Source organism: Ligilactobacillus faecis (assembly GCF_029889745.1).
In the GTDB taxonomy this organism is placed as follows: Bacteria; Bacillota; Bacilli; order Lactobacillales; family Lactobacillaceae; genus Ligilactobacillus; species Ligilactobacillus faecis.
The window spans coordinates 14,979-39,113 of the sequence record NZ_CP123639.1 but is presented as its reverse complement, the minus strand read 5'-3'; the positions used below and the strand labels follow the sequence as shown (position 1 = coordinate 39,113).

Sequence of the window (24,135 nt, the reverse complement as noted above, 5' to 3'; positions counted from 1 at the left end):
TAATTATTCTATGCAACAGCTTGCACTCATGATGGGGAAAGATATTGAAGAAATATTCCTCGTCATAAAATCTCGTAAACTTCCATACAACTGGAAGTTATAAAAACAGTGAGAGGAGAAACTTTCAAGAATGAAGTTATTATCAAAAAAACTTATCTTGACAACAGGTATTGGCTTAGGTGTTGCTTTAGCACTTGTTGGTGGGGGTAAAACATCTGCATCTGCTGATGAGGCGCCTCAAACAGTCAATGTTGGTAATTCAAGTAAAATCGTTAGTTACGCATCTGGGCACGCTGAGCGTTATGGAGCGCATAGAGTTGCCGTTATTCAAGAAGCGGGCACAGGTCAATACTTATTCTGTATTGAATGGTCAAAACGCGCCCCATCAAACGAACAAATATCGAAACGGTATCAGGCAAACCCTTCAGTGCAATGGTTAGTCAACAATTTCTATTCTGAACATCGTTTTCAAAGTTTAGGACAAGGTGAAGAAGGCGACTATTGGCTGTATCAAGCTGTTATTCATTGGGTAGCCGATCCCGATGATCATGCAACTTGGGGTGGTGGTGCGATCCAAGACGTTTTAGATCGTGTTAACCCTAGTGTACGTGCAAAAATTGAAGCTTTGCGAAATGAAGCTTTAAAACATAATGATGAATCTACTTCTGAGATCGTGACAAACAACCATAATCTAGGCTTTGATCCTAGCAATTTAGAAATCAATAAGGACGATCTTCAAGGAAACACCTACAAGAAGACCTTTTCGCTGAAAAGTGAAAATATGTCAAACGTGAAGGTGTGGTTAAAGAATGCTCCTGAAGGTGTTAGCTTAACTGGTAAAGATAATGCGGGTGTCAATTTTAACGATGTTTGGAATGGCACAGGGCTTCAAGTAAATATTCCTTACCGTGTGAATGCTGAAAAAGATTCTTACAATTTCACTGTTGCTACTAAAGGTAACTGGGAGAAAACATCGAAAGTTGCTTGGATCTATCAAGGAAGTAGCGATTCTCAAGCGGTAGCCAAACAAGATGTAAAAGCCGTTTCTGTTCCTCTTGACGCTGAGACAGATATGAATGTCACGGTAAGACCTGCAAAAGGTAGTATTGAGTTCGTTAAAAAAGGGACGGGTAATAATGGTGCAACAATTTTAAGTAATACTGAATTTACTCTATCTGGTGGTGATTTTACGCAAAAACAAATCACGGGTCAAAATGGGTATATTCGTTTTGATAATATTCCCCTAGGTAGAGACTATGAATTGACCGAAACTGATCAACCTAACAAGTATTACCGAAAAATGTATCATACAACGATCAATAATTTTAATGGTGACTTACCTACCCAATCCTATAATCTGGGCGAGGTAGTCAATGGAAGAACCCATCAACAATTTCAGTTGGTGAAAAAAGACATGCAAGGAAATGCTTTGAAAGGTGCACAGTTTGTTTTAGTACGTAATGATAATGGAAATGCGCATATTTCAATTGATGAAGCAAAGAAACAAGCATATCGGCGAGCGGGTGATGAATTGGTCGAAGGACATCAAGACCAAGATCCATATATTGCCACATCAAATGAAAAGGGTGAAGTCGTTTTTGATATGGTCCAAATTCCTAATGATGATAGAGAGCATACCTATTATGCTGTTGAGATCAAAGCGCCAGACAAATATACATTGAGTCAGACTTCAGTCAAATTGACGGCAGGTAAATATTCTCCAGATGTAGTTGGGGGTGAACTTTCCGATACAACTAATACTTTGCCTGCTACGGGTTCTGACAAGTTGCTGATTATTGTTGGTAGTGTAGTAGCCTTAGGTGTATTAGGAACAGGTACTTATTGGATCAAGAATAGAAAGGCAAAGTAAGATGAAAGCTTTTTTTCGGACAACTAAAGGAAAACTTTTAGTTATTTTGACGGTTGTCGCCTTGATAACAGCTTGTATAGGCACTTTTAAAATTTGGTCAGACAGACAAAGCTACACTCTTATGCAAAACAAAGTTACTGCTCCGGCAACTACTAAAAATAACAAAGTAAGCGGACGAACAGAAAAAATACAGAGATTTAGTGATTCTGATCTACTTAAGTATCGAAAACAGGCTCTAGATAATGATGTTGATAAGTATCCAAATGGGTATTTAGAGATTCCCAGTATCAAAGTTAAGCTACCGATCTATGACAGAGCTAATAATTTAACCCTTTCTTTAGGTGTTGGTAAAGACTATTACTTAGATAGCCAATTTGGTAAAGGAAATGTTGTTTTAGCTGGACATAACATGGAAAGATCTGGCGTCTTACTAAGTGATCTCTATAAAGTCAAGAACGGACAAGAAATCATTTTACATGGGCCAGACAAAAAAGACTATAAATATAAAATCGTAAGTAAGAAGATTCAGCCAGCACAAGTTAGAATCATCAATGGTAGCCCAGTTGCGGGAAGTGCCTATTATTTACCAAAAGATAATGAAAAACCGATCGTTACAGTCTATGACTGTGCTGATCATGGAAATGACCGCCTTGTAGTCCAAGGTGAATTAGAATAAGAAAGAAGCGATAATTAATGAATAAAACACTATCCAAAACTTTAGTTGTAGGTGGAGTTATGCTAAGTTTATGTGCCCCGGTTTTAGCTAGTGCCACGATCCTCCATGCTGATCCAATCTTGGTTCAAGCTGATCAGGTTGCTCCAACGAACACAACGATCGAGATCCATAAAACGATGTATGATAAAAAAGATGCAGCGTTTTTTGAAGATGAGCAGAATAAGATCAAAAATGATGGAACTAAAAAAGAAGACACTTTTTCAGATAAATTACTGCACTATAACCCAGAAACAATGGGAAAAGTAGAGTTCACACTTTACGATATTACTGATCAGATCAACGAAAATTATAAGGACGGCAAGGGTTTGACAGGCTTTACAGCTGGACAATCGAAAGAAGCACAAGGGCGTGTTGCTGAAATTGAAAAAGATATTGAAGCAAAAGGAGAAAATTCAAATTTCTTAAAGAACGCACAAGTTGTTGGTACGAAGGCGATTGATGGGGCAGGAAATGTAAAATTTGAAGGTGTCAGAGCTTATGATGCGTCAAAACCACAGAAATATCACTATTATGCAGCGGTTGAAACTAAAACACCTAAAGGTTTTGTTGTGGCCAAAGCAAAGCCTATCGTCTTTGTCAATCCTTATACGGATCCAGACGGAAAGCATTTCTTAAGTACAACTTACTTGTACCCGAAGAACAATACTCAAAAACTAAAGTTTGATCTTACCAAGTACGTTCTTTGGAACGAGAAAGAAGGCGAAAATACTGATAACGGTCAAAAAGAGCTAGCTGGTGCTAAGTTTCAGCTTTATCGAGGAAAGCCTGGTCATGGTCAAAAGATCGGTGATGTCTTAACGGCAGATAAAGAAGGGAAAGTTACAGCCGATAACTTGATCATGGGAGAATACTACTTCGTTGAAGTTCCTAGTGAAGTAGCAAGTAACGAGGCTGATAATCAAGCAAAAGCAGCATTATCACCAATTGCATTAAATAATGAAGATAATAAGTTAACATTCTCAATTGGTGAAGATGGTATCGATCCTGTTAAATTGCAAGGATCATTAGTTGACTATGGTAATCCGGAAATTACAAAAAAATTGACTAACGGTGTAGGAGAACATCAGTCACTACATCGAGGCGACCACGCCCACTTTGTTTCTAAAGTGACAGTACCACAAAATATTGCTGGCTCAGCATGGCAAATCGATGCTACGGGTACAAAAGCTAAAAGTGAACCATATCATGTTTTCTATACACGTGATGAACCACAAGCACATCTAAAAGATGTCGAAGGTGAACGTCATTTAGTAATTACAACGTCAGATAATAAGACACTTGAAGAAGGAAAAGACTATGAAGTAATTACTGGGAATAATAAATGGTTTGTTAATTATGTTACTCAAAATGTAAGTGAAAGTGACAAGCAAAAAATCAAAGAAGCTTGTGATTCAAAAGATAACGAGAAAATTCAAAAAGTTCTATCCGACTTATCATCAGGTAGTGCAACGGAGACTGTAATGGCACAAGCTGGTAAGAAGTTAACTTATAATTACGATCAGATCGTCAAAACGGATTCGCCACTTGATACAGATATTGTTAACGATATCTATCTTGGCTGGAATGATGGATCAGGCTACAAAGAAATCAAACGTTCTGATAAGACGGTTACTTATGGAGTACATTTTGTCAAAGAGTCCTCGGGATTCATGGGAACTGGGATCGCTGCTGAAAAACTCCAAGGGGCACAATTTGCAGTGCAGGATCTTAGAACCGGAAAATGGTTTGATGGTTTTAAAGATGATGCTAAAACCGGTGAAAAGACTGCGCAATGGGTCGATGATTATAAACAGGTTAATGATGGAATCTTAACCTCAGATGAAGAAGGAAAATTTTCATTGCAAGGATTTACTGAAGGTGAATACAAACTACGTGAAGTGAAGGCACCAAATGGTTATCAGTTGATGGAAGAAACTGTTAATTTTAAGATCGGACCAAATACTGATAAACAGACTTTAAATTCACCGGTTGTGATCAAGAATAACGAGAAAACAACGATGCCATTAACAGGTAGTCAAAAATTGTTGATTACAGTAGCTGGTGGAGTTGTTACTGTTAGTGTGTTGGGTGTAGGTGCGTATGCTCTTCGCAAGAAATTTGCTTAAGATGTGATCTAAATGAAAAGAATCAGCCATATCCTATATTACGCTTTTTGGACACTACTATGTCTTAGCATAATTGGTGTATCAACATATCCATTCATCTCTGATTTTATGTTGGCACAAAAGCAAAAGTCTCAGATCGAGCACTTTGACAAACAGGATAAGAAAACAAGTAAGAAAGACTATCTAGAAGCTTTTTACAAGAAAAGATCAACTAAAAAACAAGTAAGTGATCCTTTTACTCGAGAAGAGAAGCAAAAAGATAGTGGTAATAGCGTTGATGTGGCTAAGTCACAACTAACCACTATTGCTGTATTGTCGATACCTAAATTAAAAGAAGTCTTACCTGTCTATGATAATACTTCGTCTATCGCTTTGGACAATGGTGTTGGATTATTAGAGAATACTAGTGATCCGACGGGTGGAAAAGGAAAACACGCTGTTTTGACTGGACATTCAGGACTAAGTCTTAATAAATTGTTTACCGATCTTTCTAAGGTGAAGCTGGGAGATAAATTTTATTTAAAAGTCAATGGTGAGATCCATGCTTATAAAATCGATCAAATCAAAAAAGTTTTACCAGACAACATGAAGTATTTACAGGTAGAAAAAGACAAAGATCTAATTACACTAGTAACATGTACTCCAATATTCATAAATACGCATCGCTTATTAGTACGTGGGCATCGAGTAGCATATGATCGAACTGTTGAGATCCAAACTGATGGTGGTTTGACATCGTTAGGAAAAGGAATCCTAGTGGGTATAGGATCAATGCTGATTATTGTAGTGATCGTGTATTTAATGAAGAAGCATACAGCACATAAAAAACAGTTAATTCAAAATGAAAGGACAGGTTTGAGAAAAGTATGAAAAAAGATAAGATCGTCGCAAGTCTAATGTTATCGACAACATTAATGACTGTAGCGGTTCCTGTGCTAGCTGATCAAGCTAAGCAAAATTCAGAAATGACTGTTGAATCTAATAAGGTAAACAAGAATGAAGTTGCACCAGATAAGGAAAATAATGTAAAGGATACAAGTGCAACAAATTCAGCTATTTCCAGTAGTGGTTCTACAGAAGAAAGTAAAAATGATCCAATCCAGACATTAAAAAAGCAGAAAATGATCATCAAGAAGGTCATTGCTCAAGGTGGTAGCCGAATGGCTACGCTCTCCGAAAGTAGCGAAGGCGGTAATGAAAAATCTCCCGGGATCGCACAATCTGATTATAAAGGTGTCCCTAATTCTAAGTTCGTTATCTATGATGTAACAGATTTAATGGCCACTATTATCAAGGAAAAACTAGGTGTCAGTGAGGAAGAAAGCCAACAAGCCCTTGATACTGCAAGTTCTGAAGAAATTCAAGGCGATGAGAATAGCTCAACTAGTTCGGTACAAAAGGCGACAAGTGGCTCAAACAGTGAAACTTTAAAAAATTCAGATTTTACTGAACAAACGACGTCTCAAAAGGTGAGTGAAGAAAGTGGTGAACAATCTTCTGAGGATACATCTAAAGTATCAAAGGAAGTAGAGGTAGATCAAGGATTAGTTCAAAAGGTCAAGGATCTACGTCAAGGAGATACTTTAAGAAAAACTATTTCAGAACGTGCTGCCAAGCTTAATCAAGATCAATTGAAGCCAGTTACTGAAGTTACAACTGATGAACAAGGAATGGCCGAAATAGCATTACCAATTGACGGTAAATACCATGCTTATTATGTAGTTAATACTGAAACTGATAAGGAAAGTTACGCTACAAACTCGAGTCCTATTGTTGTGATCACTCCAGTATCCGATTCCAATGGAAATTATGTGGACGAATTCACAATTTATCCAAAATCAGATACGATTGAAAAAGAACAACCGACCCAAGAGACACCTCAAAATGAAACTACGGCAACAATGTACCAAACTGGTCATAAGGAGGACTCTTCATTGTTTACGAAGATCAAGAAATGGACTTCTAATTTCTTTTAAATAAGTGAAAAGACATCTTCAAATTACATGAAAAATTTGAAGATGTCTTTATTTGGAGAGGAAAATATTATTGTTAGATTCTATACTTTAAAGAAAAACGATAAAATACTTCCTTTATTTAATAAAAATAAGTATAATTGTGTTAATAATATAAAAGAAGAGGTGCAATTATATGAATGAATTTTCTTTACCTGTAGAACTATGCCAAGTGTTTGTAGATGGGATTTTGAAGGGATATAAAGAATATATTGGTGTAAGAAAGAAAGCTCAAAAAGATTTAGAAGTCAGCGGAGCTTATGCATGGGTTAAGGGGAATCATATAGATTCTAGCGTATGTGAAGAATGCTCGAAGTACAGTCATGTTAAAAGTTTGGTTGATAAAGCAGGATATACTTGGGAATATATTCAGTTTGTTCTGAATAATGAACAAGAGAAATATTTATTAATTGTGAAAAGTAGTCAAGGGATAGCAAATACTTTTAATGAAAAAACAGGAAGAAATAAAAAAGAAAACTATTTATATGATTATGCTGGTATAAACAATGCAATCATTAATAGTAAAAATATACAACTAAAAAAATCCAAAGATTTTGTTCAGTTAGAACTTTCTTTGCCAGAACTTGAAGCAATAAATAAAAATATTGCAATAAAAGCGCCAGAAGGATATACTCGTTTTTATGTGGTAACATATGAAGTAGATGAACAATCTAAAATGATTAGCAAGATTGCGTTAACATTACCAAATCAAGATAAAATGAGTTTAGTCGAGGTTGCAGATTTAACAGAATTAATAGAAAAAAGTGAGTATTCAATTGGTGAAGAAGAGCTTGAATTTATTAAGGGAGATAAAGTTCCTGATGGTGTATATCCTGATGAAACTCATTCATTTGGTTATGAATTTGTCGCAGAAAATCAAGAGGATATAATCTAGACAGTAAATCGACTAAAGAAGTGGGGTCATTACGATGTTCAATGGAGAGAAGTTACGTAATTTAAGAGAATTAAACGGTCTCTCTAGAAAAGAATTAGCAGATAAATTGAATATATCTGAACAGGCAGTATGGCAATATGAGAATGATTCTATATTGCCTCGTATTGAGATATTAAATCAATTACGTAATTTATTCCATGTAGAGACGCGGTATTTTTTTTCACCTGAGTATCTCATAGTCAAAGCCAGTGAAGAAAAAATTGCATATAGAGCAAAGGATAGGACTTCTAGAAAAAAGACAAAACTTGAGCTCACTTTTTTAAACTATATTGACCATTATATTAATTGCTTTGAACAACACTTATTAGTACCAAAGACACCTATAATAAGTATTAGAGAAGAAAGTCTGAAGTTTATTGAAAGAAGTAATCTAGAAAGAAACGAAATTATCAAAAAGATTGCGGAATTTTCCAGAACTAAACTATCTTTAAAGGATAATAAAGATTTAATGTATACTTTAGAGAATAGTGGTATCTATATTTTAGAAAAGAATTTAGGTTCTCAGATTGATGCCTATAGTGCGGTCACAAAAGATGGACGTTTGTATATAATTCTGGGTACTGTTAAAAAATCTGCGGTTAGAAGGAATTTTGATTTAGCTCATGAATTAGGGCATCTTTTATTACATGCTAATGTAGATATGGACACCTTGTCTCCTAATGAGCTAAATATTATTGAAAAAGAAGCATATTTATTCGCCTCTGTATTTTTATTACCAGAAAAAGAATTTATTTCTGATTTCTCTGAACTGAAAAGAAAATCGAATCCAGATTATTATATAGATTTGAAAAGAAAATACTTAGTTTCCATTGCAGCACTTGAAATGCGAGCATACGGTTTAGGTTTACTTTCTTATCAAGAGAATCGATACTTTTGGGGACAGTTAACTAGAAAGAAGTACAAATTATTTGAGCCATTAGATGATGAAATTCCTCCGGTAAAACCGGGTAAACTGCGCTATCTTTTTAAATTTGTTCTTACTAAAAATGTTGTTAACTTAGATAATCTATTAAATCAGTTTAATATACAACCTACTTTCCTTTCTAAACTTTTTAATTTAGATGAGCACTTTTTTGATCATTACCTAGAAATGGAAAAAGATTACTTTAGAGAGGCTAAAATTATAGATATGGACGATTTTCGTGATAAAGCATACTAAATTTATGGCACTACCTAATGGTGATTTGATTTAAGAAAATAAAGACCAGTGTTCTCACAACTATGTTTTTGTTGAGAATACTGGTCTTTTTCTATAGAGTTAACTCATCTGTTCCTAGCGTAATATCGATCAACTTATGACTAGGTGTGCCCTTAAAAAGTTCAATGATACAGTGCTTGTTTTTGAGTAATTTGATTTTCCGGTTTTGATCTGTACTTGGATCGTATGCTATAAGCTCGGAGTTTTTCTTAACTGCACGTTGAAGTTGTGAGACTATATCGGCTGTTAGATCAATGAAAAATTTACGTTTTAAGATTGGTGAAAATGTCTTGATGATCTCATCAAGTTCTATTTGCGTATAGCTCAGATCGTTAATTAATTTGCAGCGGACAAATAATAATTGATCAGTAGTTGTAGATTTAGGAAAATCAGAGTTTAACGTTGGAATCTGCCAAGTGACTTGGATCTTAAAGTTCTTCTGATATACATTTTTTGTAATCTGTGCGCTATAAGTTAACTCAGGAATATTCAAAGAAAAAATGTCTGTATTAAAGATCGTCTGTAATACGTAGGGAGAATATTCAAAAAAATCAGTTGGTAAAACATCGAAATACGTACATAAACGTTCTAATGTTTCAAATTGGATTCCGCCAGTCGATCCCTTAGCTAGAGAAAGAATTGTTGATCTAGCAATACCTAAATCACGATAAATATCACTTGCTTTGATATTTCTTTCGCTCATTAATTTATTTAAGTTATTTTGGAGCATATTATCACCTCATAAATATTGTATCATTCGGACTACATTTATTCAAAAAAAAAAAAAAAAATGAAATTAATATTGTGTTTTTGTAGTGTATAAGTTAATATGTATTTGTAAACATTGATATATAAAAAAGGAGTTGTCGTGAGTATGAAAAAAGAAATTTTACTTTCAACAGCAGCTGTTATGGGGACAGCAATCGTAGGTGCTAATGCACAAAGTGTACAGGCAGATAATGTTAATGATAATGGTAATGGTAATGTTGCTGTGATCCAACAACAACCAACAAATGACAAGAAAACTGCACAGGCAGATTTGGATCAAGCAAAAGAGCAACAGGCTCAAGCTCAAACAAATCTAAATAAAGCCCAAAATGATTTAGATGGCGCTAAAGCTGATGAACAAGTAGCAGCTGATAATGTACATAAGGCTCAAGGTGATGTTGATCAAGCTCAAGAACTGAAAAATGAAGCTACGCCCGAAAATATTGAACAAGTAAAAGATAGTATCAAGGATCAAGAAAAAAACATTGCTGAGGTTTCTAATAACGTAAAAATTAATGATACCAACGTTGCAACTAAGCAGGTAGCAGTTGATAAAGTAACTCAGGAAGTAAATAAAGCCAAAGAGGGCGTTGATCAAGAACAAAACAATGTTAATCTAGCGCAAGCAAATGTTGATCAGGCTCAGAAATTGCTTGATGAAGCAGACTCAAAAAAAGCCCAAGATGAGTTAGAACGTTCTAAAGAACAAGTAAAGCAAGATACTGTTGATCTCAATAATAAAAAAGTTCAAGTAGAAAACACACAGAAAAACCTAGATGAAGCCAATAAGCAAGTTGGTGAGAATGAACAAGCTGTAAATATGGCAAGTGACAATGTTTCAATCAAACAAGTAGTAGCTGATAAAACTGCTGATAATAAAGCACAGGCTCAAACTGCGGTTGATCAGGCAACGCAAAAGGTTAATGTGGCACAAGCTAAAACAGACGAAGCTAAGAATATTTTAGATGGGACTAATGCTCAAGATATCATTGATACAGCTAAAGCTGCTAAAGGTAGATTAGCTATCGATCAACTTGACGTCCAACAAAAACAACAAGATCTAAATAATGCTATTACTAATAAACAAAATGCTGAAAACGTTTTAAATAAAATCAATACGTTAGTTGAGACAGAAAAAAATGTTGTGACCAACAAGCAAGCTGAAGCTGATAAAGCACAAGCTACTTTTGATCAAGCTAAGACTGAACGTGATCAGGCCCACAATAAGGTTGCTGAAATTACAGATAAATTGAATAGTATCAATACGATTACATTGCCTGATGGATTTGCGCAAGCCTGGAAAGATATTCTTGAGGGCAAAACAGATTATAGTATCCTGAAAAATTTTATTTCAGAAGCTTATAAATTAAATAAATTTAAGGCCTCAAGACATGATGATAGCATAGAACTTCAAACATCGAATATAACAGAAGATCAACAAAGAGAATTAACCCTTTGGGTAGCTGGATTATTAAATCAAGTAAGGCAACAGATGGGATATGATAATCGGCTTGTAGTTACAGAAAATTCTTTAAGGTACTCGAGAGTTATCACACAAAATACACCTCTAAATATATTCGATCACAGTAAGGAGGCTATAAAAAAGGGAGAGGAAGCTATTGGGGGAACATGGGGATCTGCAGAATCTATTGCGTCCATTGGTTTTAATAGCGGGTCGTTAAGTTTATATAAAGAAATGATTTATAATAGAATTTTAATGCTTATATTTAATGACGCCTCTTCCCAATGGGGACATGCCAAACAATTACTGGGTGTTTATGGTAGAAAAGATCCTACCACCCATTTTGGCTTTGATATAGCAGCTAACGGTGTGATCCATTTCAATGATTACTACCCAAAAAAAGAAGATAATAATTTCATCGCCATTTCAGATAATTATGATCTTCTGCAAATGCAGTTAAATAATGCACAAAATGCTTTACAAGTTAAACAGGTCACATTTGATACGGCTCAAAAGCAAAATAACGACGCACAGAGCGCCTTAAATTCTTCTAAGAGTAGTTTGTCTAACTTAGAAAAAGAACTTTCTGATAAGCAAAATACATTTAATTTGACGGTTGCTAAATTGAATCAAGCACAAACGAACTTGAATAATGCGCAAAATACACTATCCCAAGACAAGTTTAAAGCAGATGAGGCGCAACGAGCTGTTGATAGCTTGAGTGCTGATATTAAAGTAAAACAAACTAATTACGAAGATGCCTTGAATGCTTTGAATCAAGTAAAAGATATCTTGGCAGAAGCGCAGGTGAGTTTAAATAGTGCTACAGAGGCTTATAATAGCGCTCAGAACGATTTAAATACTGCTAAGGTACAATTCAACCAAACTAAGGAAAAACTTGCTACAAGTCAAAATAATTTGGCAAAATTACACAAAGATCTTACTTTGGCCAAAGAAGCTGTCAAAAATGCTCAAGCTAAATTAGTTAATGATCAAGAGCTTGAAGCAAAAGCACAAAAAGCGGTAGATAATTTTAGTGCTGATTTAGCAACTAAACAAGCTAACTTAGACAAGGCAAAGGCTCTTTTGGCTGATAAACAGCAAGCTTTGAAGGCAGCTCAAGATGTATTGAACGCTAAGAATGAAGCTTTAGATAAAGCTCAAGCAGATCTAGTCAATGCAAAACAAGTTTTGAAAAATGCCCAAACAAAATACGATCAAGAAATTTTAAACTTGAAGAAACTTCAAGAAAAATTGTCAGATCTTGAAAATGCTGATACGATCCTAGCTACAGCCCAAACTAACTTGAGCAATGCTAAGGAAAAATTGGCAAAAACTCAAGCAGATGTTAACGCCAAGCAGCAAGCTTACGATTTGGCGAAAGCTAATTTAAATACTAAGACTGCTGAAGTTGAATCAAAACAGTCTAACTTAGATAGACTAGTTGCTCGTGAAGAAGCAGAAAAGGCATTTGAATTAGCGGAGAAAAAAGCCAAGCAGTTAGCACGAGAAGAAGCTAAGAATACTCTATTCTACCAAGTTGGAAATAAGATCTTGAACGACAAAGGTAATGTAGTCTCAGACTATAAGACAAATGGAATTGAAGTTTTTGATTCGCAAGGGAATCTTGTTGGCTACGTAACAACTGAAGTTAAGAGTCGACGTGTGAGCCAAGAAATCAAAAAGCAAATGGCTTCTCAATTACCACAGATGGGTGAAAAAACTGAACAAACAACAAGTAAATTAGTAGCCTTAATGTTAGGCATTGCCAGTGTTTTAGGATTAGTTGAAATCGATCGTCGAAAGAAAAAAGAATTTTAATCAAGTATAATTATAAATAAAATTAAGACCTAGCATCTTCGAGGTGTTAGGTTTTTAGTGTATACTGATTTACACATTTAATTATATTTTTCAAGTAGGAGTAACTTTTAATTGAACTTACAAACATGGGAATATATTTCTTCAATAGTTGGCAATATTGTTGTTACTATCTCGCTAGTTACAACATTTTGTGAGATTATAAAGTCTGAAAAAGAGAAAAGAAGAGGAGTTGCTAGTAAAGTTTTTATTGGTGGGATAAAAAACAGAGTATAGGAAAAAAGACAAAAACAAATACATTTCAGATATCAAATCATTCAAACGAACCAGTTCATAACGTTATTATTGATATCGAATGTGGGTATGATCATGAAAGTAATGAAATCTCTCCTTTATCAATTGGAATTTTGCCACCAGGTGATTTTCTGATTCACTATAATTTGCATATCGAGCAATCAATGCATAAAGTACCTGTCCCAGTAGTATACTTTGTAGATTCGGCAGATAGAAGTTGGAAAAGAAATTATAATGGAAAATTAATTAAGCAAGATTTTGATATTTCAAAGGATCCTAAGAGAGTGGCGATACCCCAAACTGACTTAACATTAATACGAATAAAATGATTGATCACTATTTTAGATAGTGGATGGTATATAAAGGGGCACGCTCTAATATTATTCTTGTATCACAGCTAGTTTTCTATTCTATTGAGCATTATATTATGAATGTTTGCTTTTTTATGTTAATTTTTTTATATATCAAAAATATGTTGCTATTAAACTTATATTTTAATACATCCTTGTAAGAAAATTTTTTTATATCGGAGGGAAACAATGGAAAAAATAAAATTAAATAAAGATTTTGGACAACTTGTAATACCACATGGATATGAACTTGATCCAACAAAAAAGTATGTGATAAATCTCGAAAATGAATTACGTGAGCAAGAAAATATTCTAAATTCGGTGCAGATGATGGGTTTACCTGCTTTAGCAGATTACCACACATGGTTGGAAGATAACGGATTTGATATCGATGTACCTAATCCTACTAATGCTGTCGTATCCCAATTTTATGGGGTAAAGCCTTTATGGAAGACAGAATACTCCCAAGGAATTGTAGTGAGAGATGAGGAAGATGAAGACTACTTTATTGTTATGGAATGCAGCAGATTAAATGAGAGATTCAAATATACGCAAATAATTTTAACGTTAGGTGGGTGTATGTAATAAAGTTTTCCCAGTCCCATTATTTGCTGACGATGAAATCATTGATGCAAATGATGAAAAAAGCTATCAAGGACGGGGGAGATTCAAGAGTTTTCAAACACTTTTTTCAAAATAGTACTGAATTAAAGCATTTTTGGACTATTGTTGAATCAGACAAAGAAACTGCTGTTTCTTGGGGAGTAGTAGGAAAAAGATTAGAAACAGGAGATATTTTTACTCTGACAGGAAAAGATGTTGCAAAAATCAATGATGAGCAAAAGATTATCTATTTACCAGTGATAGGAGATAATGTCTAATAGAAGGAATCTCTAACAAGTTATTTGAGCTTAGGCCGCCAGCTCCTTGCTATAAGCTATAGTCATGGTGCGAAACGATAAGATTTGTTGTTACACAACAACACAAAAGTCCAACCTACTGGCATAGATTGGGCTTTTTTTGCATCAGGCGCGACTCTGACGTGTTAGCAAGCAACTTGCTTCTCAATCGTTGTTTTTGTCCTTTTATTCTAACCAATGAGAGACTAGTTCTGTGACTATGCCAACGAATATTGGTATAACGATTAACGATAAAATTATCCTAATTATTTATATATTTAGATATAAATTGATCTATTGATTTGTTGTTAGAAAAAAGAATTATTGTTACAATTAAAGTGTGAGGAGAGATAGGTTATATATAAATAAATCAAAAGCTAATCCTGTGTGAGTAGGGAGAACTTTTAAGCGCTCGACACGAATTTTTTTGCCATCTTTTGTTTGTTTTTTTATATTTTGAAACCGGATACAGATGTGCTTTTAAATACAGAAAGGAGAAGTAAAAATGCAATCAAAAAAATTACTAGTTACAAGTCTCTTAGTTTTTCTACTGTCTCCAGTTGTAACACCAACTGTACAAACGGTCAAAGCTTCAACTGATACAACAACAGCTGTAACTGTTCCAGTAAAGGAAAGTGATTATAATTCCTTAAAAGAACAGCGTAGTATTTGGACTAAGATTGCCAAGGCTGCACTCAAGAAAGCTATACAAAACAGAAGTGCTGTCATAAATGCAGTTAGATCCGTTTCAGGTAGAACAGTGGCTAATCAAGTGGATAGGTACTATGGCGCTATAGTAAATGCTCTAAAACCGTTACTAGAGTGGAGTGAAGTTCCAGCGCAAGCTGTTTATGATGCCGTATATAGAAGCGTAAGAAGTGCTGGAGCGTCTAATAGTGTTGCCACTAATATAGCTCTTGCAATAAGGGAAGCGGTGAGCTGGATACTATGAATTTAAGCGAATATGCATTTTCTAAAGTAGAAAATCAAATGCTTTTGAAAGACTCAATTATTGATCTTGCAACTCTTATGGGTCATACAGCTACTGAACCTATCTCTTCACATATTTTTTGTTTAGAATTTGATTTCACGCAAGAAGAACACGATAAAATATTATTACGGTTAAATCTACTATCTGATAAAAAGAGTTTAAGCATAGAAAAAATACGAGAGGAACTAATAACGATTGTTCCAAAGGTATCAGAACTACCAAATGATATTTTTAATGGCATGCTTAAAATTTTCCTAAAACAATTCGATATAAAATTAACAATACCTGACTTAAACTAGAACTTAAAGTGCTTAGAAGTAAGCACTTTAAGTTCTAGAGGAGAGTCTCAAGGTCTTGGTTCGTTGTTTTTCCAAAATTTTTGCTATAATCAAAGTGCGAAATGAGATAAGGTTTACGTGAATAACACAAAAGGAGCTGGGAACTACTAGCCTCTTTTGCGTTTAGAAGTATATTCTCTGTAAAGTGGTAGCAAAACGGTAGCAATTTGCTACCACTTTTGATGTCATAGTGAAAAAGTGCTCCCACTTTGCTACCACTAATTTTAGATTGAAGCATTGCGAGCGCTCCGCCTCCGCCCACCGCGCTTAGAAAATATTATATAAACTTCAGTCGCTAATGCTCCTTGCGCAAGTCGTTAAGACGACTTTTGCACATATCATAGCAAATAGACCGCTACAACTCCAAGCGTTTCACGTGCTAACGCAGAGTTGTAGCGGTCTATTTGCTATGAACTTTAAGAAAATGTAACGTTTGATAGCATTGGAGGATATATTATGAAAGAACAAAAACAACCTTTTTATCGAAATAAGGTAGCAATGTTGCTACGTTGTTTTAGCATTGCAAGTATCATTGGTTGGATAACCGTTTTTCTTCGAGGTACTTATCTGTATTTGATCTTAGGGTGGGATTTAGGGTTTATTTCTACAGTTTATTTTATTGCTGCCCCATTTATAACTGTATTTATTGAAATGTTGCATAATAAAGCTGTTGAGTATGGCAATTATTTGTTTAAACAAAAGTTTACAGATTAAGATTTTGAGGTGATTGAAAATGGAAGAATTAGATAAAATTATTGCCAAGATTCAAAAGCTCATGAAGTTAGCTCAAGATAATCCTAATGATGAAGAAGGACAAACAGCGCTTATGTTAGCGCAAAAAATGTTATTGAAGCACAACTTGTCGATGCAAGATATCGATCGGAAGGATAGGAGACAAACAGATGCGAACATCGTTGAAACAGAATCTGAATATTTGGTGCGTATGCCTTGGTGGAAGGCAGAGTTACATGTAATATTAGCTAAAAATTTTCGCTGTAAGTCGATCAGACGAAGATATTACAACCGGAAAGAGACGACAATGATATTTTTTGGGTATAAAGATGATGTTAGAATTGCAACGGAAGTCTATGAAGCAACATTGATGTATTTGGAGTATAGGCTAGGAAGGATTCGGAAAGAGCACCTTGGAGTTGTGTATAGAAATTCTTATTTACAGGGATTTCTTCATGGGATAGATGGGAGATTCAGGCAGCAAAAACGAGAATTACGAAAGTTTGAGTTGATGTTGCAAGTACCGGCCGAAGTAGATCGCGCTTTTAAAGAGATGAAACTAGGTAGTTACACCACTACTAATCCAAAGGTGTTAAATGAAGAAGCGTATCTTATAGGGTATGAGCACGCTAAGAAATCAAAACTAATGCCTAAAGAGATATTGAATAGAGGCTGAAAATGAGTAACGATCATAGATAATCATGCCTATAATGGGGCACGATGATACTGATCTTTAAAAATGTAGCATTAGAAAGAAGGGGCATGTATGAATGGAAGATGTGAAGTCATTTATTCAAATAAATTATCACAAGAGATGGGTGATAAGCGATATATTGTGATCGATGCACAAACAGGTGAGATATTGGATAACGCCAATGGGTATGGGTATAAAAGTGAGCAAAATGCTTATCGAGCTTTTGAATATAAGAAGCAACAGGAAGAAGTGATCAAACTATTGGAATCAGAACAGCAATTAAATGAGGTGGCTGCGGCAAGATCTTTTTTATTGGAACATGCAGATATTCATGAGGCTCTACTAAATGCTTCAGCATTTGATACATACACTAGGCTGAATGAAGATGGTAGTGTGAAGTCAGTAACAATTTATGACACTGATGCCCTGAAGCGAGAACCTGAGGAATTAACGGCAGAAGTCGTTGATCGTATTCTATACGAATATGGTTATACGGATTTGAATTTTTCGGCAAAAACCTTGCTAGAGGCCTTTTATGGTTAGAGAAAAAAGATACATCTATATCAAGGTCGAATTTTTAAATGGCACAAAAGGAGATTACTTGTTACCTCGGGATCTTCAAAGCCCTATGTGGTATTATATCAGTCACAATAAATCTGATTGGAGAGAATTATTGTCCGGAGCACTGATAAATGTCCCGATAAGACCATATGTTAATCATGAGACAACGATCAGAGTTGCTAAAATTGATGCACAATTTATTAAAACTCGAAACAAAGGAATGAGGGCACGAAGCCAATTTATTATTCGTAATAATTGGTATCAAGTGTCTTTAAAACAACTGATTTTGAGCAGAAGATTTTTACGACATGATTTTTCTTTGAAGAACAAATTTTTGATCACGATCGATCTATTGCGCTGGTGGTCACGTAGTAAGTGGAAAGGTAAGTGATATAGTATGGAAGAAAAACTTCAAAGGGACTTGTTCAAGGATATTGCTGAAGCAACAAAAGAAACATTGGGAGAGATCGGGTATCGAAATACTATCGTAGTAGGTGCGACTGATTATGGAGAAATGGCCCAATATATCAGTGGAAATTATAGGGATATAGCACATATGATTACTATATTATTACTGAATTTACCAGGAAAAACAGAAGAAATCTTAGAACAGATTTTAGATGATCTAGAAAATTTTGAGTTTGAAAGGGATACAGGTGATCACTAATGGAACTTTTTGCATTGGATTTAGGAAATAAGCAAACAAAATTAAAGAGCAACAAGGCAGAATATGTGTTGCCTTCACAGATCTTAAATGAAAATGATCTCCCACAACAATTAGGAAATCTAGGTAATTTGGGTATCAAACGGGATATTACGATGTATAAAACCCCGTTTGATGAACAAAAATGGGCTTGGGGAACTGACTTGGTTAATTTAAAGCTAGATGATTATTTACAAGATACATTGATGTATCGCGATCGTTATAGCAATCATACGTTTAAATTATTGGCCAATTTTGCACTTGGACTTTTAGCTACTGATTTTGAAAAAGCAAAAAATGAAATTATGTCCGTTACAGTAGTTGCTGGTGTGCCAACAGAAGATTATAACAGCAAAGAGCAACTAAGGGGCTTAGCTGAAGTTTTAAAGGGGCAGCATCAAGTTGAAATCGATGGGACAACAGTAAACGTGAAAGTTGAGACCGTGTTGATCATACCGCAACCTATAGGGACATTTTACAATGTCTTATTAGATGATGAAGGGAATTTGAAGCGTGAGGGGCTTTTAGATGAAAGAGTTGGAATCATCGATATTGGCGGTGGTACGATCTTGATCGATACATTATTGAACTTTGAATTTGATAAAAAAGCGCGTAAACAATATTCGACCGGGGCAAATGATCTTTATGAAGCGATCGCCAGTCGTATCGAAGATAATGTGAGCTTATACCAAATAGAGAAATTGGTTCGTGCGGGGATCGCAGAAAAGCAATTTTCCTATAAGTTTTCTAAGAATAATATCTTGGACATTACAGGAATTGTTGAACAAGAAATCAAAAGTTTTAGTCAACGTTTAGTTAGCCAGTTACGTAGCACATTCAAGGACATTAAGAGCATCGATACTTTGATCATCACTGGAGGAACGTCAAATATCATTGATCAAAGTATGATAAGAGCAGTTTTTGAAAAGGTGATCTTTGTTGATGATGCAGAAATGGCAAACGTTCGTGGCTTTTATAAATATGGTTTTACTGAGGTCGGTGAATAGCGTGAAAGAACGGCAAAAATTAATTAAACAGATTAGTTTTAGGCTGTATGACAACCCTAGGGATCAAAAAATATATGAATTTTTGCAGGGATCAGCACAAAATCAATCTGAGTATATCCGTAGTTTGATCGAACATCAGATGAAGCAATCTGAGCAGATCAGTGAAAATAAAATAGTGCCGATAAAACCGCAAAAACATTCAATGCAGCAAGAAAAGCCAAAAAAGAGTTTCTCCAGTGGCTTTGCAGGTTTTAGAGCATAGCTCAAAGGTCGATTTTACGGCCTTTTTATTTTGTCCTAAAAAAGCAGATATTTAGGCTAACCCCTAAAATATAGGTGTAATTTATGAAGTGAGATGAGTTGATGGGGTATGGACTATATCCACACCAAAAAGAATTGAGCACAAAGATCGATCAAGCATTATTTTTCATGGTACATCGAAAAGAGTTGGTAGGACAGATAACAGCTGATCTGATAGCTTCTGACGTCAATATGGACTATGTAGTAGTGTGAACATCAGTGATAAAGTTAAATAATCGCTTAGGAAAGCTTTCTGAGCCATATATGATCGTCACAGATGAAACGCATCACTCAAAAGCTAGGAATTTAAAGATGTTTACAAAGTCATGGTCGAAAGAAAAAACGACGACAAAGTAAAAAGCAATCACAGTACAATTAAAAAATAAATAGCAACTTAAGTGTTGCCAAAATGTATTTGCTTGAAAGGAAATACTTGAACTAAAGACTTAACGCGCTCCGCCTCCGCCCACTGCGCTGAAATGGTATAAGTATCTTTCAGTCGCTGTTGCTCCTTGCGCAAGCCGTAAACGGCTTTTACACATATCATATACTCCAAAGCACTACAACCCCAAGCACCTCGTGTGCTGGCGCAGGGTTGTAGTGCTTTTCCGTCTATGAACATTAAGAAAATGTAGCGTGCATGACACGTTAACATATCAAAGAGGGTGGTAATAATATGGTCACTGTAGCAGAACAAAGAGAACAGGCGAATAAGATATTAAAGAATTTAATTGGATTAGACGTAGATAGTGCATTTTGCGCTGAAACTTTAATGATGTTTTTTAAGTCAGAAAGACCTGAAATCGCTGAAATTTTGATAAAACATGAGGTATATCCGTATTATCTCACTAAGAATGGAAACTTTATCTCTGTTTTAGTCGTTTCAAATTGCCCTGAAGAATATATTGAGAACTTAAGGTTGTCCAAAAATGGTATTGTATATGCGTATGTGTACAATCTTTCGCAACCTAATTTTTCAGAGTTTGGCATGATACAAGTTGACAGCCAATTAAGACGTATTGCATAAGGAGTGAACATGGTGAAAAAATACTATGATGAATTTGGAAAACTACCTTTAGCCAAAATGGCACAAAGTATGTCAGATATGACTTATAGCTACCATGAGACTAAAGTTCCAACAGCTCACTATAAAAAGTTGTTAGATAAAAGTTTTGAAGAGATAATTGAAAGTAACATATCAATAAATTTGGTAGACACGTATTTCAAAACTCTAAAAACACTTCATGATGAAAATCCTAAATGGTTCATGCAAGCGTTACTTTGCTTAGATGTGAAAGTAAGACCGTCTAGTATAAAAGCTAATGAGTACCAAGCACTGGAGCTAACGTATGCTAAATTTTTAGAGGATAAGTCAAAACATGTAGCGCCTGCTTACATAAGCATGTTTGAAAATATTAGAGACAATGGGGCAACATATAACTTGGAATGAATGACTTATTGTACAACAGAATGGAGACGGTGAGTGGTAGCAAAATGCTACCACTTTTTAGCTTTAAGCATAAATTTTTGTGAAAATGGTAGCAAAATGCTCCCATTTTGCTACCACTCAAGTTAAAATTAAGGTAGAGTGGTAGCAAATTGCTACCACTTTAGGAATGAGTAAACAAAATGCTCCCATTTTGCTACCACTAATGCTAATGTGAAGATTTATGAGCGCTCCGCCTCCCGCCCACCGCGCTTAGAAGAGTGTATATAACTTCAGTCGCTAAAGCTCCTTGCGCAAGGTGTATCCACCTTTTGCAACTATCATAGACTCCAAATACTTACAACTCCAAGCGCTTTGCGTGCTGACGCAGAGTTGTAAGCATCAGTAGTCTATGAACATGTAAAAAAAGTAGGATGTAATTGCAAAAACAAGAAAGGTGTGTGGTTAATGGATAAAAACCGAGAGCTAAAATTGGAAGAAAAGTGGCAAAAAGCTGGTTTTAAGGACAATATTATATTCACTTGGATATTGTCAGAAAATGAGGATATTTGTTTGGAACTTCTGCAAATGATATTGCCCGAATTAAATATCACGAGTATTTACGATATTAGAAGTGAATATACCACAAAAAATAGTTCCGTCTTTCGTGGGGTGAGATTTGATGTTTATGTAAAAGATGTTACGGGTCGCATGTACGATATTGAAATGCAGATAGCTAATCATCATGATTTAGGAAAAAGAATGTCTTATTATCAAAGTAACTTAGTAAGTCGCTCCCTAAAGTCTGGACAGTCATTCGTAGAAAAAGTAGATACATATGTTATATTTATCTGTGATTTTGACTTTGGCGGTCTTGGGCTACCTAAGTACACAACTAGTTTAATTCTTGAACAGACAAAAGAAAGAGTTGAAACAGGCGAACATAATATCGTTTTGAACGCAAAAGCAGAAAAGTTTTCAGGTACATCAGCAAGTTTGAAGGCATTTTTAAAATTTGTTAACAATGGTATCCCAACCGATAGTTTTACAGAAAAGATAGAAAAAAGTATACATGAACTGAAGTCAGATACAGGAAAGAAGGTGAGTTTTATGGACTATGAACAAAACCTTGCAACAGAGCGTTACTATGCAAGAAAAGAAGGCATTCAAGAAGGACAAGAAAAAGTGCTTGAAAAAGCGATAAAAAAATTAATCGGTAAGGGCTATAACAAAGAAAAAGTTATAGAAACTGTTGCTGATTTTAATGATATTGAGCGTGATGAGGTAGAAAAAATTTACGACAAAATGTTTGTGAAGTAATGACTAAGCGTCTTGAACATAGGTTTCGAGGCGCTTATTTTATGCAGATTTTTCTTTTACAGCGAGCGCTCCGCCTCCGCCCACCGCGCTTAGAAGAGTGTATATAACTTCAGTCGCTAAAGCTCCTTCCGCAAGTCGTTAACACGACTTTTGGGACTATACACAATAGTCCCGACAACACAACCTCAAGCACTGTGTGTGCTCACAGGTTCGCAAGATTGCATTGTCAGGACTATTGTGTACTTAAAGAAAATGTAACACATATTAAAGAAAGAGAAGTCTAATAAATTAGACAAAGAATTTTTAGGAGGGTAAACGTAATGGTTATTTACGATAATTTTTCAAAATTTGCAGATCAACATCAAGAGCTGGCAGAATATTTTTTAGAAATCAAGGAACGTGGTTATTTTAAATACTATGGAGGAGAGGAGTTACCTAGCGGCTGGAACGAGAGGGAGATTTACTATTATGAAGATCGACAAGAATATGCAGAATACTATCGAAATGCATGCACATGTATTTCTCCTATGCTAATTTTTGATTTTGACTGCCACAATTGGGAAATGATAGAGATAGCGTAGTATGTAATGTTGAGATAGAAGCTAGCTATCAATAAAATGTTTATGAAGTAATGACTAGGCGTCTTGAACATAGGTTTCAAGGCGCTTATTTTATTTAAAATAAGATAGCGCAATACAGATCACTATCTTTTTTTACTTGTCCTAAAAAAGTATATTTTAGTATTGAAATTTAAAATAAGGGAGTGCTTTAGAAGGAAAGGTGAATTAATTGGAATTTTAGGAACGAGCACATCGAAATTTAAGAGGAGATTAACATGGACAAAAAAATTAAAGATAGTGTAGTAAACTTGCTAAGAATTTGCCTAGTTTTTATTACGGTATATGGGATTGGATATGCAAGTTATTGTGCAGAAGCTGTTGGTGAACTTTTCGAAAGAAAGTAAAAATAACAACCTGAGATTTTGATATCTTTTCTGTTACAGCGAGCGCTCCACCTCCGCCCACCGCGCTTAGAAGATGATATATAACTTCAGTCGCAAGGGCTCCTTGCGCAAGCTGTAACCAGCTTTTGCACATATCATAATTAAAAATAAGCTACAACCTCAAGCGCTTCACGTGCCTAGCAAGGTTGTAGCTTATTTTTAATTATGAACTTTAAGAAAAAAACAGATAATGTGGGGGGCATAACAGTGATGAATAGTAACGATTTTTTTGTTGAAGATAAGGAAGAATTGAGGCGTTTAGTTCAAATTGAAAAAATGTTGAAACTACCATTAGTTCAAGCTATCGAGCGTTTAAAACAACTAGAAAACATTCAAAATGTCGATCACAGTGAAAGGTTTACTTTGAGCAACGCGAGATTTGCATTTTTAAATGAAATGGTAGATGAACCAAGTTTTGAAGGTGGGATCGATCGAAAAGAATTTAGAGATTTTATAGTTGAAAATTATTTGTTCGATCGTTTTTTCAAGTATAGCTATCAGGAACTAAACCAAGTTTGTTAAATATCCTAAAAAATACAGATTAGGTCTTCGTCAGTATCCTATAAGTAATTAATTTTATGAGGAGGCATAAG

At 35.1% G+C, this 24,135-nt stretch carries 29 protein-coding genes; 27 read left to right on the top strand and 2 right to left on the bottom strand.

Annotated elements, in window-relative coordinates:
- Positions 1–130: 130 nt before the first annotated feature.
- The 7 genes from QFX10_RS00225 to QFX10_RS00195 all read left to right on the top strand — a co-directional run bounded on the left by QFX10_RS00225 (position 131) and on the right by QFX10_RS00195 (position 8,837).
- Positions 131–1,870, top strand: coding sequence for a SpaA isopeptide-forming pilin-related protein (locus QFX10_RS00225; protein ID WP_280606287.1), 1,740 nt, complete (start codon positions 131–133; stop codon positions 1,868–1,870).
- Positions 1,871–1,991: 121 nt separating this feature from the next.
- Positions 1,992–2,546 carry a class A sortase gene (locus tag QFX10_RS00220; protein WP_280606286.1) on the top strand — a complete coding sequence of 185 codons (555 nt, stop codon included), beginning with the start codon at positions 1,992–1,994 and terminating at the stop codon, positions 2,544–2,546.
- Positions 2,547–2,563: 17 nt separating this feature from the next.
- A complete protein-coding gene (locus QFX10_RS00215) occupies positions 2,564–4,711 on the top strand; it encodes a SpaA isopeptide-forming pilin-related protein (protein WP_280606285.1) in 2,148 nt (715 codons plus the stop codon).
- 12 nt (positions 4,712–4,723) lie between these two features.
- Positions 4,724–5,581 (top strand): class C sortase, encoded by an 858-nt coding sequence (locus tag QFX10_RS00210; protein ID WP_280606284.1) that lies wholly within the window; start codon positions 4,724–4,726, stop codon positions 5,579–5,581.
- Positions 5,578–6,687, top strand: a complete 1,110-nt coding sequence (locus QFX10_RS00205; RefSeq protein ID WP_280606283.1) for a pilin N-terminal domain-containing protein — start codon at positions 5,578–5,580, stop codon at positions 6,685–6,687. The genes QFX10_RS00210 and QFX10_RS00205 overlap by 4 nt, the downstream gene beginning before the upstream one ends.
- A gap of 172 nt (positions 6,688–6,859) precedes the next feature.
- Complete coding sequence (locus tag QFX10_RS00200; RefSeq protein ID WP_280606282.1) at positions 6,860–7,618, top strand: spr1630 family ClpXP-sensitive toxin; 759 nt, start codon at positions 6,860–6,862, stop codon at positions 7,616–7,618.
- A 34-nt stretch (positions 7,619–7,652) separates the two neighbouring features.
- Positions 7,653–8,837, top strand: coding sequence for a spr1629 family repressor/antitoxin (locus QFX10_RS00195; RefSeq protein WP_280606281.1), 1,185 nt, complete (start codon positions 7,653–7,655; stop codon positions 8,835–8,837).
- A gap of 91 nt (positions 8,838–8,928) precedes the next feature.
- Here the strand turns inward: QFX10_RS00195 and QFX10_RS00190 are convergent, their stop codons facing one another.
- The gene (locus tag QFX10_RS00190) at positions 8,929–9,606 is read right to left on the bottom strand and encodes a helix-turn-helix domain-containing protein (protein WP_280606280.1); all 678 of its coding nucleotides are present in this window, start codon (positions 9,604–9,606) and stop codon (positions 8,929–8,931) included.
- Positions 9,607–9,750: 144 nt separating this feature from the next.
- Here QFX10_RS00190 and QFX10_RS00185 point away from each other — a divergent pair, with 144 nt between their 5' ends.
- The 3 genes from QFX10_RS00185 to QFX10_RS00175 all read left to right on the top strand — a co-directional run bounded on the left by QFX10_RS00185 (position 9,751) and on the right by QFX10_RS00175 (position 14,449).
- Positions 9,751–12,927 (top strand): SEC10/PgrA surface exclusion domain-containing protein, encoded by a 3,177-nt coding sequence (locus tag QFX10_RS00185; protein WP_280606279.1) that lies wholly within the window; start codon positions 9,751–9,753, stop codon positions 12,925–12,927.
- A gap of 830 nt (positions 12,928–13,757) precedes the next feature.
- A complete protein-coding gene (locus tag QFX10_RS00180) occupies positions 13,758–14,153 on the top strand; it encodes a hypothetical protein (RefSeq protein WP_280606278.1) in 396 nt (131 codons plus the stop codon).
- Positions 14,154–14,197: 44 nt separating this feature from the next.
- Positions 14,198–14,449, top strand: coding sequence for a hypothetical protein (locus tag QFX10_RS00175; RefSeq protein ID WP_280606277.1), 252 nt, complete (start codon positions 14,198–14,200; stop codon positions 14,447–14,449).
- Between the two features lie 204 nt (positions 14,450–14,653).
- Here QFX10_RS00175 and QFX10_RS00170 read toward each other — a convergent pair whose 3' ends face one another.
- A complete protein-coding gene (locus QFX10_RS00170; RefSeq protein WP_280607285.1) occupies positions 14,654–14,725 on the bottom strand; it encodes a type I toxin-antitoxin system Fst family toxin in 72 nt (23 codons plus the stop codon).
- A gap of 247 nt (positions 14,726–14,972) precedes the next feature.
- On the opposite strand from QFX10_RS00170, the gene QFX10_RS00165 reads away from it, so the two are divergent.
- The 17 genes from QFX10_RS00165 (at position 14,973) to QFX10_RS00085 (ending at position 24,064) form a co-directional block, all read left to right on the top strand.
- Entirely contained in the window at positions 14,973–15,419 is a 447-nt protein-coding gene (locus tag QFX10_RS00165; RefSeq protein ID WP_280606276.1) for a YqxI family protein, read from the top strand.
- Positions 15,416–15,757, top strand: coding sequence for a hypothetical protein (locus tag QFX10_RS00160; protein ID WP_280606275.1), 342 nt, complete (start codon positions 15,416–15,418; stop codon positions 15,755–15,757). The genes QFX10_RS00165 and QFX10_RS00160 overlap by 4 nt, the downstream gene beginning before the upstream one ends.
- Positions 15,758–16,252: 495 nt before the next feature.
- Entirely contained in the window at positions 16,253–16,510 is a 258-nt protein-coding gene (locus QFX10_RS00155; RefSeq protein WP_280606274.1) for a hypothetical protein, read from the top strand.
- Positions 16,511–16,529: 19 nt separating this feature from the next.
- On the top strand, positions 16,530–17,204 hold the full coding sequence (locus tag QFX10_RS00150; protein ID WP_280606273.1) for a DUF2786 domain-containing protein: 675 nt from the start codon (positions 16,530–16,532) through the stop codon (positions 17,202–17,204).
- A 90-nt stretch (positions 17,205–17,294) separates the two neighbouring features.
- Positions 17,295–17,765, top strand: coding sequence for a hypothetical protein (locus QFX10_RS00145; RefSeq protein WP_280606272.1), 471 nt, complete (start codon positions 17,295–17,297; stop codon positions 17,763–17,765).
- The gene (locus tag QFX10_RS00140; RefSeq protein ID WP_280606271.1) at positions 17,758–18,174 is read left to right on the top strand and encodes a DUF7679 family protein; all 417 of its coding nucleotides are present in this window, start codon (positions 17,758–17,760) and stop codon (positions 18,172–18,174) included. The genes QFX10_RS00145 and QFX10_RS00140 overlap by 8 nt, the downstream gene beginning before the upstream one ends.
- A gap of 6 nt (positions 18,175–18,180) precedes the next feature.
- On the top strand, positions 18,181–18,450 hold the full coding sequence (locus QFX10_RS00135) for a hypothetical protein (protein WP_280606270.1): 270 nt from the start codon (positions 18,181–18,183) through the stop codon (positions 18,448–18,450).
- Positions 18,450–19,493, top strand: coding sequence for a ParM/StbA family protein (locus QFX10_RS00130; protein ID WP_280606269.1), 1,044 nt, complete (start codon positions 18,450–18,452; stop codon positions 19,491–19,493). The genes QFX10_RS00135 and QFX10_RS00130 overlap by 1 nt, the downstream gene beginning before the upstream one ends.
- Before the next feature lies 1 nt (position 19,494).
- Positions 19,495–19,755, top strand: coding sequence for a hypothetical protein (locus tag QFX10_RS00125; RefSeq protein WP_280606268.1), 261 nt, complete (start codon positions 19,495–19,497; stop codon positions 19,753–19,755).
- 101 nt (positions 19,756–19,856) lie between these two features.
- Complete coding sequence (locus QFX10_RS00120) at positions 19,857–20,006, top strand: hypothetical protein (protein ID WP_280606267.1); 150 nt, start codon at positions 19,857–19,859, stop codon at positions 20,004–20,006.
- A gap of 6 nt (positions 20,007–20,012) precedes the next feature.
- The gene (locus tag QFX10_RS00115; protein WP_280606266.1) at positions 20,013–20,150 is read left to right on the top strand and encodes a hypothetical protein; all 138 of its coding nucleotides are present in this window, start codon (positions 20,013–20,015) and stop codon (positions 20,148–20,150) included.
- A gap of 319 nt (positions 20,151–20,469) precedes the next feature.
- Complete coding sequence (locus QFX10_RS00110) at positions 20,470–20,820, top strand: hypothetical protein (protein ID WP_280606265.1); 351 nt, start codon at positions 20,470–20,472, stop codon at positions 20,818–20,820.
- A gap of 9 nt (positions 20,821–20,829) precedes the next feature.
- A complete protein-coding gene (locus QFX10_RS00105) occupies positions 20,830–21,243 on the top strand; it encodes a hypothetical protein (protein WP_280606264.1) in 414 nt (137 codons plus the stop codon).
- Between the two features lie 444 nt (positions 21,244–21,687).
- On the top strand, positions 21,688–22,539 hold the full coding sequence (locus tag QFX10_RS00100; protein WP_280606263.1) for an Rpn family recombination-promoting nuclease/putative transposase: 852 nt from the start codon (positions 21,688–21,690) through the stop codon (positions 22,537–22,539).
- A 320-nt stretch (positions 22,540–22,859) separates the two neighbouring features.
- On the top strand, positions 22,860–23,120 hold the full coding sequence (locus tag QFX10_RS00095) for a hypothetical protein (protein ID WP_280606262.1): 261 nt from the start codon (positions 22,860–22,862) through the stop codon (positions 23,118–23,120).
- Between the two features lie 254 nt (positions 23,121–23,374).
- Positions 23,375–23,503 (top strand): hypothetical protein, encoded by a 129-nt coding sequence (locus QFX10_RS00090; RefSeq protein WP_280606261.1) that lies wholly within the window; start codon positions 23,375–23,377, stop codon positions 23,501–23,503.
- A gap of 249 nt (positions 23,504–23,752) precedes the next feature.
- Positions 23,753–24,064: a hypothetical protein gene (locus tag QFX10_RS00085; RefSeq protein ID WP_280606260.1), complete on the top strand. Its 312-nt coding sequence runs from the start codon at positions 23,753–23,755 to the stop codon at positions 24,062–24,064.
- Positions 24,065–24,135: the final 71 nt, after the last annotated feature.